Source organism: Candidatus Steffania adelgidicola (genome assembly GCF_020541225.1).
GTDB lineage: Bacteria > Pseudomonadota > Gammaproteobacteria > Enterobacterales > Enterobacteriaceae > Steffania > Steffania adelgidicola.
Genome location: NZ_CP045889.1, coordinates 546,196 through 560,839, shown reverse-complemented (window position 1 = coordinate 560,839; position 14,644 = coordinate 546,196). Strand labels below are relative to the sequence as shown.

Here is a 14,644-nt window from a genome sequence, read left to right as displayed (position 1 = left end):
CTAACAAACATTGGCAATTACATTATTGTCATAGAAAAGACCAATTTTCATACCGCTTTTGTAATAAAGCTTTTAGCTATCCTTTCGTCAGATTTAAATCCCAGAATAGATCTGCTGTCTTCATTTTGCATCATATCATCACCATAAAACGGTTAAGTTATTTTATGGAAGTAATTCATAGTGCATAACTGGCAGAAGTGAAAAATATAGGCTGTAGTACGTAGCGGCAGGCTCTTTACTGATTTTCTATCACAAGTTAACGTTGTTTTGAAACTCATGATCGAGATAATTATCTTTTATTCTTATCTGTTAAATTGGACTGTAATTTACCCTACTCATTAAGTAAGTAGGGTAAATTGCAAATTTCAAAACCATAACTAAATACCAAAGATTACACCTAGTAGTAGGGATTGTCAGATATCATCACCAAGACGACGGCGACCAACTGGTGTTACTTTACTATTATCGTGACGACGTTCACTAAAGGTACGACGAGGACTTTCACGACGTTCACCGCTGTAATTTCCGCGACCACCTCGCGATTGAGATTCACTAATAAACTGTATATTTATCGGCTTGTTTAGAATACGCGTACGAGTGAAATGAGACAGCATATCTTCAGGCATACTTTTTGGTAACTCAATCGTCGAATGAGAAGAAAACAATTTAATATTCCCGATATTCCGACTACTGATGTCCCCTTCATTAGCGATGACACCAACAATATGACGCACTTCAACTCCATCCGCACGCCCCACTTCAATACGATAAAGATTCATTTCACCCATATCTCTACGTTCCCGACGCTGCGATTTCTCTCCAGTATTACGCCGCTCCTCACGCTCGTGCAACTCGCGACTTGGACGACGTTCGATGATTAGATCTGGCGGAAGAATTAGCGGATGTTCGCCCTGAGCTATTTTCAACAACCCTGCTGCAAGTGTTTCCATACTCAATTCCTCTACCGGCTGTAGCTTACCTAGTAATGCTCGATACATATCGAGATCCTTACTTTCTAATTGACTTTTCACCTTAGCAGAGAACTTGGCTAGACGCCTTGTGCTCAACACTTCAGCAGTCGGCAGTGCTACTTCTTGGATAGTCAGTTTCATAATGCGTTCAATGTTTCGAAGCAATCGACGTTCGCGATTTTCTACAAACAGTAGGGCTCGGCCTGCTCGACCAGCCCGGCCGGTACGGCCAATACGATGCACATAAGATTCAGAATCCATTGGGATATCGTAGTTAACAACCAGACTAATACGATTAACATCTAGACCACGAGCAGCTACATCGGTAGCGATTAGAATATCTAGACGACCATCTTTTAAACGATCTAATGTTTGCTCACGCAATGACTGGTTCATGTCCCCATTAAGAGCCGCGCTGTTATAACCGCTACGCTCTAATGTTTCAGCAACTTCTAGCGTCGCATTTTTGGTACGTACGAAGATAATAGCAGCATCGAAATCTTCCGTCTCCAGAAAACGCAATAACGCTTCATTTTTCCTCATTCCACGCACTGTCCAGTAGGACTGACTAATATCTGGACGAGTGGTAACGCTAGACTGAATTCGTACTTCCTGAGGCTCATTCATGAAGCGACGCGTAATCCGGCGAATAGCTTCCGGCATGGTGGCGGAAAATAAAGCAGTTTGATGTTTGGCTGGTATCTGGTCCAGAATATTTTCTACGTCTTCAATAAAGCCCATGCGTAGCATCTCATCAGCTTCATCCAGTACTAGTCCGCTCAAATGTGACAAATCCAGCGTACCGCGTTTTAAATGATCAAGTAATCTACCCGGGGTACCAACTACAACTTGCGGCCCTTGTCGGAGCGCGCGTAATTGCACATCATAACGCTGACCGCCGTACAGAGCGATTACGTTAACACCTTTCATATGCTTGGAAAAATGGGAACACGCCTCCCCGACCTGTACCGCTAATTCGCGAGTCGGCGCTAAAACCAGAACCTGTGGTGCGGATAATGCAGAATTGACATTATGTAATAACGGTAAAGCAAAAGCCGCAGTTTTTCCACTACCGGTCTGAGCCATACCCAGTACGTCATAGCCCGCCAACAAAGGAGGAATACAGGCGGACTGAATAGGTGATGGTGTTTCATAACCGAGATCAGTCAGTGCATTAAGAATGGAATCCTTTAAACCCAAATCAGAAAAATAAGTTTTTACTTTTGACATGTACACGTGCCTCATATCTTAATGGCGGCCAGTCTACATATCTCATCGTGAAAACTTTTCTCTATTTTATTTTCATCGAAAGTGTGAACCGGCTCAAGTTTAATTTAAAACGAAAAAAACAAGCCATTACTTTACATCGATATCGACAAAGCAATGCTAGCTGCTTAAGTTTTATTCGTCATCTATTGCTGGCCAAATTCTGATAGATTGACTTGCTCTTGCGGAAACACCACTAATTCCAAGAGTGCATAGTGGTGTTCAACAAAATCATTCATGTTTATTAGCAACCGTCGTTTTAAACTCCGCTGAAGCAATATCTTTATCCCCCAGATTTAAATGGCCCTTACCTAAAAAGAAATGCGTCTCACTGAGATACTCAGTAAAGCAACTGTGATCCGTCGCATCTGCCTGGAGTCGATGCATCAACGTTCATTCGCTAATGCTTCCTAAATAGAACTCGATAAATATTCTATCCCCATTGCATTTTATCAGATTTTATATCACGCCTTTTTAAGGCGTCATCTGCCTTCTTATGATCGATTTTTTATCAATCAAGAACACCAGAGTGAACAAAAGGAATCGTTTGGCTAATCATAAAAAAATACCTGTAAATCATCCTTTATAACCAATCATTTCGTGTTAACTCACTCTCAGTGAGACACTATCATACAACACTCCTCGCTTATATAATAGCCGTGCTCGTTCATCAGTTAGAATTCAAATTTTTAGTGTCTTCTTTATAAATAACAGCATGCCTTATTGTTGTATTGTGGATGAAACATCATCTGTACTTTACCCACTATTCTTGCTGTATCCTGTCAATATTAATACTATTCCAAACAATCACCAGAATAAATAGAGCTTCATAAGAGAAACATCCTCTTTTCCTTTTAGCTTGACACAAAGCATCCTACGATGCTTTGTGATGTAAACAGTTTTTTTAGCAAGGATAGAATTGATCTCATAGGCTAAAGAATTTAAATCCATTATTGTTTAGGTACCCTTTCAGCCTGGCTGTAGGCGGTGGCTTCTTTTATACTTAGACGCACGCGACCCTGACGGTCTACTTCAAGAACTTTGACGAGTACTTCTTGCTTAACCGATAGATAATCAATAACTTTCTCCACGCGCTTATCGGAAATCTGAGAAATATGCACCAACCCTTCCTTACCACCCCCAATGGCCACAAAGGCACCAAAATCCACGATACGAGTAACTTTTCCATTATAAATATGACCTACTTCGATTTCTGCAGTGATCTCTTGAATACGGCGAATAGCATGATGGGCCTTATCGCCGTCAATTGCCGCCACTCTCAGGGTGCCGTCATCTTCGATCTCGATTGTCGTACCGGTTTCCTCAGTCAGAGCACGGATAACAGAGCCCCCTTTACCAATAAGATCTTTAATCTTATCAGGACTTATTTTTATCATATGAATGCGCGGTGCGAATTCGGAAATATCGCTACGCGGTGAACTAATTGCCCGTCCCATCACGCTAAGAATATGAATGCGCGCACCCTGTGCCTGTATTAATGCTATCCTCATGATTTCTCTGGTAATACCTTCGATTTTAATATCCATTTGAAGCGCAGTGATACCTTCAAGGCTGCCGGCAACTTTAAAATCCATATCTCCCAGATGATCTTCATCAGCCAGGATATCTGATAATACTACAAAGTTATCTCCTTCTTTTACCAAGCCCATCGCGATACCGGCAACAGCTGTCTTGATGGGTACTCCAGCATCCATTAGTGCCAAGGAAGCACCGCATACAGTAGCCATAGAGGAAGAGCCATTCGATTCAGTGATTTCTGACACTATACGGACCGTATATGGAAATTCGCGAGCGTTTGGCATCACCGCTAGGATAGCGCGTTTTGCTAGACGTCCGTGGCCGATTTCACGTCGCTTCGGAGAAGTCACCAGGCCAGTTTCTCCAACGCAATATGGAGGGAAATTATAGTGTAGTAAGAAACGGTCTGTTCGTTCACCTGTCAATTCATCAATATTTTGCGCATCGCGTTCAGTACCGAGAGTGGCGGTAACCAGGGCCTGAGTTTCACCACGAGTAAACAGTGATGAACCATGGGTACGCGGTAATACACCGGTGCGAATGTCTAAACTGCGAATCATATCTTTTTCGCGACCATCAATACGTGGTTGGCCGAGCCATATACGACTACGTACTATATTTTTTTCCAATGTACCTAGAATATCCCTAATTTCACCTTCCTCTAACGTTGCATCTAGGCCCATAAGTACCTTTACAACGTCAATCTTAATAGCATCAATAACAGAATGACGCTCTTGCTTATCAGTCAGTTGGTAAGCGGCAGTCAAACGAGATTTTGCTAATTCGTCAATTTTTGCTTGCAATTTAATGTTAAGCGCCGGCGCTTGCCATTGCCACTTAGGCTTGCCCACTGCAGCCACTAGATGATTAATATTCTCTATCACTACTTGCTGCTGCTCATGACCGTACAGCACCGCACCTAACATTTGATCTTCACTCAACATCTTCGCTTCGGATTCCACCATCAAAACGGCATTAGCTGTACCTGCAACCACTAAATCTAGGCGGCTTGTTGCTAATTCTGATTGTGTCGGATTGAGTACATATCGATCATTGATATAGCCAACGCGTGCTGCGCCGATAGGACCGTGAAATGGGATGCCGGATAGGCTCATCGCTGCGGAAGCACCAATCATTGCTACGATATCCGGATTCACTTGTGGATTAACCGATACCACAGTAGCGATTACCTGCACTTCATTTACGAAACCTTTCGGGAACAGCGGACGAATTGGACGGTCGATAAGGCGTGCAATCAGTGTTTCAACTTCGCTTGGACGACCTTCTCGGCGAAAAAATCCACCTGGAAAACGGCCTGCCGCGTAACTCCTTTCCTGATAGTTAACAATCAGTGGAAAAAAACTCTGTCCTGGTTTGGGATGTTTAACACCCACAACTGTTACAAATACTGCTGTGTCATCCATGCCCACCATGACTGCGGACGTTGCTTGACGAGCTATCATACCAGTTTCCATCGTTACAATATGTTGACCATACTGAAACTTGGTAACAATCGGATTTAGCAAAATAATTTCCTTTTTAAAGTATACGGAGCTTTTTAAAATAAATCAGCTACCGTTCACTAACAATCTTCTCATGGTATCTCGAGGCTAATAAAAACACGGTAGCTGCATTTACCTTAGAAATGCCAGAACCGACTAAGCCTCAACCATATTTCAGCCATTATACCTCACATGATACGAGGGGTATTCAAGAAAAAAGGGGCCTTATATGGCCCCTTTTCTCTTGCAACTATCTAGGTTATCGCCGCAAACTTAAACGTTCAATTAGGCTGCTATAATGCGATAGATTGTGGCCCTTCAGGTAGTCAAGTAGCTTACGACGCTGTGAAACCATATGCAACAAACCACGGCGGCTGTGGTGATCCTTTTTGTGTTTTGCAAGATGCCCCTGCAAATGGTTAATTTGAGCTGTTAAAAGAGCAACCTGAACAACAGTAGAGCCGCTGTCTTTGGCATTATGGCTGAAATCAGAAACAATTTTCGCTTTCGCTGCAACACTTAGAGACATCATAAAACTCCAACAATGATTATAAAATAATAAGCGCCGATCTCTAATTTATCTACCCGGTCTTATAAAGACCGGGGTATTTTACTCTTCAGGTATGTTACTCGCAAGACGATGGCATGATCAAGCAGGCGATTCTGCCATCAAGCGGCGCGGAATTAATCGGCCAGGCATTACAATTTCACCAATACCGAGAAATTGCCTAGAATCTCCTGCGATAATACGTACCAGAGCAGCTTTTTGGTAAACAGTAAGTAATACGGTTTGCCCAAACCGTATCCGTTCTGCAATATCAGATGGAAGATGTACTACTGGCATATTCGTAAGCGCGCTATCTACCGATAACAACAGTGAATCTAACTGAGTTAGAGTTGCTGACGCCTCAGGCGCGCCAAGAGCTATGGCCTGTAACGCCTCAAAGGTTACCATAGCTTCAGTAGGATACTGTGAAACAGCTAAACGGCGTAACGCTATAACATGGGCGCCACAGTGGAGACGTTCACCTAAATCATCGATAATAGTACGAATGTAAGTACCTTTAGAACAATGAATTTCTAATTCAACCTGAGTCAGATCCCAGTAATGTAACTTCAAATCATACACGTAAATTCGCCGTTCCTTGCGCGCCACCATGATGCCTTTTCGGGCATATTCATATAATGGACATCCCTGATATTTCAGCGCGGAAAACATCGATGGAACTTGCCAACTTTCACCAAGGAACTGAGATAACGCTGCTTCTAATTTCGCTTTATCTAGAAATACCGGGCGTAGGCTAATCGTCTTTCCGAAAGCATCAGCGGTATCGGTACGCTTACCAAGCCTGGCAGTGACCCGATAACGCTTATCGGCATCTAGCAAATACTGGGAAAATTTAGTTGCCTCACCAAGGCAAATAGGGAGCATACCGGTCGCTAGAGGATCTAATGCACCGGTGTGTCCAGCCTTATTAGCGCGAAACAAGCGCTTAACTTTTTGAAGAAGTTCATTGGAAGACAGCCCGATCGGTTTATCCAGAAGAACGATACCATTAATATCACGACCACGACACCTTGGCCGTCCCATCAGTCTTTCTTATCCTGATGCATGCAGCTTTCATTATTCACTAAACTTCTATCGCGACGTAGACGGTCGTTTTTTACCACCTCACTAACTAAATCAGCGAGGCGCATACCTTCAATCAGAGAATTATCGTAAAAAAAAGTTAATGCTGGTATAGCACGTAGGCGCATCGTTTTACTTAAAAGACCACGTACAAAACCCACTGCATCTTGCAGTGCCCGTACCCCAATTTTAACCTGCTCAGGGCTGTTTTCATTTAGAAAAGTAACGAATACTTTAGCATAGGCTAAATCACGCGACACTTCAACTCCAGATACCGTCGTCATACCAATCCTTGGATCTTTGATCGCATGTTGTAAAATGATAGCAATTTCCTTTCGCATCTCCTGCGCAACACGCTGGGTACGGCTATATTCTTTTTTCATTGTACATTCTCCAGAAAAATAAGCAGAATATTCACCTTTCTGTAGTGCAGCAGCGCTATTGATGTATTATCAACTAATAGTGCGCTGTATTTCAATGGTTTCAAATACCTCAATCACATCACCTATACGAATGTTGTGATAGTGCTTAACGCCAATACCACATTCCATACCATTACGCACTTCGTTAACATCATCTTTAAAACGACGAAGCGATTCTAATACACCTTCGTAAATGACTACATGATCACGTAGAACGCGGATCTTATTATAACGCTTCACCACACCCTCTGTCACCATACAACCGGCAATCTCGCCGAATTTAGGTGAATGGAACATATTCCGCACTTCCGCTAATCCAATAATTTCCTGTTTATACTCCGGAGCTAGCATGCCACTCATTGCCTGCTTAACTTCATCAATCAAATCATATATGACAGAGTAATAACGAAGATCTAAATTTTCTGTTTCGATAACTCGACGAGCGGAGGAATCAGCCCGGACATTAAACCCGAGTAAGATGGCATTAGAGGCTGCTGATAGCGTCGCGTCAGTCTCAGTAATACCACCAACACCAGAGCCTATAATTTTCACTTTTACTTCATCTGTAGATAAATTTTCTAGCGCAGAGCTGATAGCTTCAGCTGAACCTTGTACGTCAGACTTCAAGACGATATTCAGTTCAGATACTTCACCTTCAGTCATATTAGCAAACATGTTTTCCAGTTTTGATTTCTGCTGGCGAGCGAGTTTAAGTTCGCGGAACTTGGTTTGACGATATAGAGCTACTTCACGTGCTTTCTTTTCATCGCGTACAACCGTTGCTTCATCACCTGCAGCCGGCACCCCCGATAAACCGAGGATTTCAACCGGAATCGAAGGGCCCGCAAAAGGTATCTCTCGAGCCAGTTCGTCACGCATGGCACGCACGCGCCCATACTCGAAACCGCATAAAACAATATCCCCTTGATGCAAAGTACCTTCACGTATCAGCACGGTCGCAACTGGACCACGTCCTTTATCCAGGAAGGATTCAATGACGACACCGTTAGCCATACCATTGGAGTTTGCTTTTAGATCTAGGATCTCCGCCTGTAAAAGGATAGCGTTTAGGAGTTCATCAATGCCCTCGCCAGACTTAGCCGACACATGAACGAACTGGTTTTCACCACCCCATTCTTCTGGAATAACACCATATTGGGTTAGTGCATTCTTGACGCGATCAGGATCTGATTCCGCTTTATCAATCTTGTTAACCGCTGTCACGATTGGTACTCTGGCCGCCTTCGCATGCTGAATAGCTTCGATGGTCTGCGGCATAACGCCATCATCAGCAGCCACCACCAGTACTACAATATCTGTTGCCTGCGCACCGCGAGCGCGCATCGCAGTAAAGGCTGCATGCCCAGGAGTATCAAGAAAGGTAATCATACCATTCTCAGTTTCCACATGATACGCGCCAATATGCTGAGTAATACCACCTGCTTCACCTGCTGCTACCTTTGTAGAACGGATGTAATCTAGTAGTGAGGTTTTACCATGATCAACGTGTCCCATAATAGTTACAACAGGTGCGCGCGGTTCCGCGGTGGCAGAGTTTCCAGTATCACGGTCAGACATCAATGACTCTTCCAGCTCATTCTCACGGAGGAGGATTACCTTGTGACCCATTTCTTCCGCCACCAATTGAGCGATTTCCTGATCAATTACCTGGTTAATAGTCGCCATAGCACCTAATTTCATCATCATTTTAATGATTTGCGATCCCTTAACTGCCATCTTGTTAGCTAAGTCAGCTACAGTAATGGTTTCGCTGATGAGCACATCACGATTCACCGCTTGCGCTGGCTTATTAAAGCTTTGCATTAAAGTGCTCGGTTTTCGCTTGTTTTTCCCGCCACGGCCAACCACACGCGCTTCTTCCCGATCTGCTTTTGATTCAGATAATCGATTCGTCTTTTTCTGCTTAGAAGATTTACCACCGCGGTTACGAATGTGACGATCGTTTTCTACTTTACGATCGTTTTCATCTTCAGCTTCCCTGGCGTGATGAGAGGTGGTGACATGGTAATCAGTGGTATCTTCCTCTATCGGCTCAGATGCATGATCCCATATACCACCGAATGAATCGGCCATACGACGTGCTTCTTCCGAAACCTGACGAGCCTTTTCTTCGACCTTCCGCCGAGCTTCCTCTTCCGCTTTTCGCCTCAGCTTAACAATTTCCGCTTCGCGGCGAGCTTTTTCAGTTGCCTGTGGTAACTTACTCATAGTATTTGTCTGCTGATTAGTCAATTTATCACTTTCTGCCAAACGCTTTGCTTGTCCAGAATTTTTTTGTTTAGTCTTCTCTTCAGCAGCGCGTTTTCCTTTTGGATTTTCTTCATGTTCAGTCTGGTGCTTCACCAGATTTTCTTCTTCGCGTCTACCCTGTTCTTCTACTTTTAAATCTCGTTGCACATAGATGCGCTTTTTGCGCACTTCAATTTGAACTGACTTACTTTTACCACCGGTGCTGGGAATGTTTAAAGTACTGCGTATTTTACGCTGCAAAGTTAATTTGTTGAGCGCCGAACCGCGATCGCGGTTCAGATACGCCAGTAAAATGTCTTTTTCCTGCTGGGTTACAGAATCAACTCCGGTTTTATTAATGCCAGCATCAGCAAATTGCTGTATCAGGCGATCAACCGAAATCTGCATTTCTGTAGCGAGCGATTTTACAGTTAAATCTGTCATGCTGTTCCTTTCCTGCTACAGTTTATTACTCATTATCACCAAACCAGCAAATATTGCGTGAAGCCATAATCAGCTGACCGGCTTTTTCACTACTCAATCCTTCAATATCTGACAAGTCGTCAACACCCTGTTCGGCAAGATCTTCCAGTGTACACACACCACGTGCTGCCAATTTCCGCGCTACATCACACTCCAGCTCAGGCAGACCTAACAAGTCTTCAGCTGGCATCCCTATTCCACGATTATTTTCCTCTAATAAACTAATCATAGTCAGCGCATTCTTCGCTCGTTTTCTCAGGTCTTCTATAATTTCTATATTGAGCCCTTTAATCTCCAGCAGTTCATTGAACGGTACGTAAGCTAACTCCTCAAGAGAAGAGAAACCTTCCTCCACTAAGAGTGTCGCTAATGTTTCGTCAATATCTAAATTACGAGTAAAGATATCAATGGCTGCACAGGCTTCAGCTTGATGTTTAGCCTTCAGATTTTCCACTGTCATCACATTAATCTCCCAACCACTGAGTTGCGAAGCAAGGCGGACATTTTGTCCATTTCTTCCGATAGCCTGCGCTAGATTGCTTCCTTCTACCGCAATGTCCATAGTGTGCTTATCTTCATCGAGTACGATTGAGGAAACATCAGCGGGCGCCATAGCATTAATCGCGAAAGTGGCCGGATTATCGTCCCAGAGTACAATATCAATACGTTCCCCCCCCAGTTCGCTAGAAACTGCTTGGACACGTGCGCCGCGCATACCGACGCAGGCACCCACCGGATCAATACGCTTATCATTAGTCTTTACAGCAATTTTTGCACGTGAACCCGGATCGCGCGCGGCAGCCTTTATTTCAATAACTTCCTCACCTATTTCTGGTACTTCAATGCGAAAGAGCTCAATGAGCATCTCTGATCTCGAACGACTGATAAAAAGCTGTGCACCCCGCGCTTCTGGCCGCACAGAATACAACACACCGCGGATACGGTCACCAGGACGGAAATTTTCACGTGGCAACATATCCTCTCGGGTAATCACTGCTTCAGCATTACTGCCCAAGTCTAGAGTAATGCTATCCCGATTCACTTTTTTTACAATACCGCTAACGATCTCCCCTTGATGCTTACGGAACTGCTCAACCACCATCGCCCGCTCTGCTTCACGCACTTTCTGAACAATCACTTGTTTAGCTGTCTGTGTGGTAATGCGATCAAATACGACTGATGCGATTTTATCTTCGAAATAGCCGCTAAGCTTCGCCTCTGAATCGTCAAATTGAGCAGCATCCAGTGTGATCTCTCGGGTGGGCTGAGTCACTTCCTCTACGATAAGCCAACGACGGTATGTATCAAAATCTCCAGATTTACGATCAATACTGACGCGCACTTCAATATCCTGTTCATGCTTTTTCTTTGTTGCAGTCGCCAGTGCCATTTCTAGCGCTTCAAAAATTTTTTCCCGTGTGACAGCTTTCTCGTTAGACACTGCCTCAATAACAGCCAGAATTTCTTTATTCATCCTAGTTGCCTCAGTAGAACGTTAATAATGAAGTATTTGGTTTGCTTGCTAGATAGTTATTCATAGCAAAACACTTTATCTTTCCCATCTGCCATCACCATAATTACTTCACCATCAACCGCCTTGATCATCCCCTACTACCGATGAATCCGTTCAAATGTGCGCTAATAGATAGCGGGCGATCTAGATCCAGTACGGAGATTTTAAGGTTACAGACTGCGGAGAGAAGATTCTTGATCTCCAGTAGTCTAGGAAAGTAGTTTTCAGTAGTCCTGTGGGATCTCTATTAATTTTTTATTCTCATATACACACGGTCACCCCTCTTCAAGACATAAAAAAAGGGCTAATTAGCCCAATATTTCTGCAGTGCAATGATAAAAAAACCCCGAAAATTCGGGGGTGTTAAATAACTAAACCTTATACAATTATAGGCACTGTTAAAAAAAATTAAAATAATTATATTAAAATATAGATCATGATAAACCTGATTCTTACGAGCTGAATATGGTTGCGGGGGCCGGATTTGAACCGACGACCTTCGGGTTATGAGCCCGACGAGCTACCAAGCTGCTCCACCCCGCTTTAGAAATAGTACGCTACTAATCTTATAAAAGCAAATTATCTATAGCATTGGTGCCGAGGACGGGACTTGAACCCGTAAGCTCAACTGAGCACTACCACCTCAAGGTAGCGTGTCTGCCAATTCCACCACCTCGGCACTTTATACTGTTAATTATATCCTGTAATCATTATGCTAAATGATTACTGTGAAATATCGTGGCCTGCTTTCACTGGCGCTCCGGCTAGTGATTGATCTGGTTTCTGAGGCTGATTTAGAGTATCCCACTGGCTATTTTTTTCATGCTGACTACTTAGATTACCTAATAACAAACTGAGCAAAAAAAAGAGCGTTGCCATTACCGCAATCATGCGAGTCATAAAGTTACCGGAACCATTTGAACCAAATAAGGTGCCAGATACGCCTGTACCAGACGAGGATCCCATGTCAACACCTTTACCTTGTTGAAGCATAATTAATGCAACTAGAACAATCGCTATTAACAGAAGCATCACTAATAGTGCCTGGTGCATAACCTTTAAACATCCTTACCATCTTACGCTAAGATAGCGTGTAATCGATATACATCTTTATTCAAGCGGATATAAATATTAACTAATATACTCACCCTCCGCAAGCAAATTTTATAACCAACAGGATCGTTTGTTAGTAATAGATGCTTATCAGCTACCACCTCTAGCTTTCATCTTTCAGGGCATCAGCAATATAATATGCCAGCCGGCTTACCTCATTAGGATCTTCTCCCTCAACCATGACCCGGATAAGGGGTTCAGTACCAGATTTTCGTAACAACACCCGCCCGCGCCCTCTAAGCTTTTGTTCTACATTAGCGCTTGCTTGCTTTACTGACGCAGTTTCCAAGGGATCATGGTGTCGAGTCAAATGAACGTTGATTAGAGTTTGCGGAAACAGTCGCATACCACCACACAGATCATGTAAAGTAACATGATTATCAACCATTGCTGATAAAACTTGAAGTCCAGCGACAATACCATCACCAGTAGTTGACTTATCCAGGATAATAATGTGGCCAGAGTTTTCCGCACCCATACTCCATCTTTTCTCCTTCATTTTTTCAATCACATAGCGATCACCCACATGAGCACGTACAAAAGGGACCCCTAGTTTTTTTAGTGCCAGTTCAAGCCCCACATTGCTCATCAGTGTGCCCACTACGCCACCGGACAACTTTCCCCGGCGCAATCTTTCCCTGGTGATGATATATAAAATCTGGTCTCCATCTACTCTCTGACCAAAATGGTCCACCATTATTACCCGATCGCCGTCGCCGTCATAGGCGATACCTAAATCAGCTTTCTCAGCCAATACCCGACTTTGCAACAAACCTAGATAAGTCGCACCGCACTCTTGATTAATATTTATGCCATCCGGATTACATCCCAGAGTCACTACTGTCGCACCAAGTTCACACAATACGCTAGGCGCGATATGATATGTGGCTCCATTAGCACAATCAACAACAATCTTTAGTCCATAAAGACTTAAATTGCCTGGGAAAGTTCTCTTGCAGAACTCAATATAACGCCCGGCCGCATCAACAATCCAACTACCTGTTCCCAACTCTGAAGAATCAACGCAAGATAAAGGTTTAGCTAGTTCCTCCTCAATCGCTGCTTCTACCTTATCGGAAAGCTTCGTCCCATCAATGGAAAAAAACTTAATACCATTATCATAAAAAAGATTATGGGAAGCCGAAATAACAATGCCAGCCTCAGCACGAAAGATACGAGTTAAGTAGGCGATAGCCGGAGTCGGCATCGGACCAGTAAAAGCCACGGATAAGCCGGCAGCAGACAGCCCTGCCTCCAACGCTGACTCCAGCATGTAACCAGAGATACGGGTATCTTTACCGATAATAATTTTACGTGAGCCATGGCGGGCAAGTACCTTACCGGCGGCCCATCCTAATTTTAGAAAAAAATCCGGTGTAATTGGGACATCACCAACCTTACCGCGGATTCCATCGGTACCAAAGTATTTATGCTTACTCATTGAAAATACATTACCTTCGCTGCAATGATAGCCTCCACAATATACATTGCCTCCAGAGTCTTACTGACATCATGTACCCGGATAATATTTGTCCCCTGTATAGGTGCAATAAAGGTATAGGCAAGACTATCCGAAACTTGTTTCTCAAATATGCGCTAATGTTTTACCAAAGCTCAATCCCAAATCAAGAACGAATCTATTCTTAGTAATTCTAGCCTCTTTACAGCGCTTGATATGCTGTAACGAATAAACATCTTCTTCCAAGAAATTTTCATGATGCGATGCCTTCCACATGGCACCGGGTTCTTCCTATATATGCATCAGGTAAATAGAGCCTTGACTCTTTCTATCAGCAAATAAGCAACCTTGGCTCCTTGAGCGAAGGATATCATGAATTAAATGAGCCCCGGCCGCTACACTTTATCTCACCAGTAAGGCCTGGAAGGTATATACCAAACGAAATAAAGGCATCCAAACGCAGAGAGAGGACCGATAAGGCAAGCACCACATATTA

The 14,644-nt window shown here is 43.5% G+C and carries 10 protein-coding genes and 2 tRNA genes; all 12 read right to left on the bottom strand.

Translation table 11 applies throughout. The annotated features are described in order from the left end of the window. Window positions 1-413: 413 nt before the first annotated feature. The 12 genes from GFK82_RS01585 to glmM all read right to left on the bottom strand — a co-directional run bounded on the left by GFK82_RS01585 (window position 414) and on the right by glmM (window position 14,130). Window positions 414-2,201 (bottom strand): DEAD/DEAH family ATP-dependent RNA helicase, encoded by a 1,788-nt coding sequence (locus tag GFK82_RS01585; RefSeq protein ID WP_226811177.1) that lies wholly within the window; start codon window positions 2,199-2,201, stop codon window positions 414-416. A 267-nt stretch (window positions 2,202-2,468) separates the two neighbouring features. Further along, on the bottom strand, window positions 2,469-2,624 hold the full coding sequence (locus tag GFK82_RS01580; RefSeq protein ID WP_226811176.1) for a hypothetical protein: 156 nt from the start codon (window positions 2,622-2,624) through the stop codon (window positions 2,469-2,471). A 563-nt stretch (window positions 2,625-3,187) separates the two neighbouring features. Further along, on the bottom strand, window positions 3,188-5,302 hold the full coding sequence (gene pnp, locus GFK82_RS01575) for a polyribonucleotide nucleotidyltransferase (protein WP_226811175.1): 2,115 nt from the start codon (window positions 5,300-5,302) through the stop codon (window positions 3,188-3,190). Window positions 5,303-5,537: 235 nt separating this feature from the next. Further along, entirely contained in the window at window positions 5,538-5,807 is a 270-nt protein-coding gene (gene rpsO, locus GFK82_RS01570; RefSeq protein ID WP_226811259.1) for a 30S ribosomal protein S15, read from the bottom strand. Window positions 5,808-5,927: 120 nt separating this feature from the next. Then, window positions 5,928-6,869 (bottom strand): tRNA pseudouridine(55) synthase TruB, encoded by a 942-nt coding sequence (truB, locus tag GFK82_RS01565; RefSeq protein ID WP_226811174.1) that lies wholly within the window; start codon window positions 6,867-6,869, stop codon window positions 5,928-5,930. Beyond that, window positions 6,869-7,291, bottom strand: a complete 423-nt coding sequence (gene rbfA / locus GFK82_RS01560; protein WP_226811173.1) for a 30S ribosome-binding factor RbfA — start codon at window positions 7,289-7,291, stop codon at window positions 6,869-6,871. The genes truB and rbfA overlap by 1 nt, the downstream gene beginning before the upstream one ends. 69 nt (window positions 7,292-7,360) lie before the next feature. Further along, window positions 7,361-10,024 carry a translation initiation factor IF-2 gene (gene infB / locus GFK82_RS01555; protein ID WP_226811172.1) on the bottom strand — a complete coding sequence of 888 codons (2,664 nt, stop codon included), beginning with the start codon at window positions 10,022-10,024 and terminating at the stop codon, window positions 7,361-7,363. Window positions 10,025-10,049: 25 nt separating this feature from the next. Next, window positions 10,050-11,537 carry a transcription termination factor NusA gene (gene nusA, locus GFK82_RS01550; RefSeq protein WP_226811171.1) on the bottom strand — a complete coding sequence of 496 codons (1,488 nt, stop codon included), beginning with the start codon at window positions 11,535-11,537 and terminating at the stop codon, window positions 10,050-10,052. A gap of 505 nt (window positions 11,538-12,042) precedes the next feature. Then, window positions 12,043-12,119, bottom strand: a tRNA-Met gene (locus GFK82_RS01545). Between the two features lie 49 nt (window positions 12,120-12,168). Next, a tRNA-Leu gene (locus tag GFK82_RS01540) sits at window positions 12,169-12,255 on the bottom strand. 44 nt (window positions 12,256-12,299) lie between these two features. Continuing rightward, window positions 12,300-12,629: a preprotein translocase subunit SecG gene (secG, locus tag GFK82_RS01535; protein WP_226811170.1), complete on the bottom strand. Its 330-nt coding sequence runs from the start codon at window positions 12,627-12,629 to the stop codon at window positions 12,300-12,302. A 163-nt stretch (window positions 12,630-12,792) separates the two neighbouring features. Then, entirely contained in the window at window positions 12,793-14,130 is a 1,338-nt protein-coding gene (gene glmM, locus GFK82_RS01530; protein WP_226811169.1) for a phosphoglucosamine mutase, read from the bottom strand. Window positions 14,131-14,644: the final 514 nt, after the last annotated feature.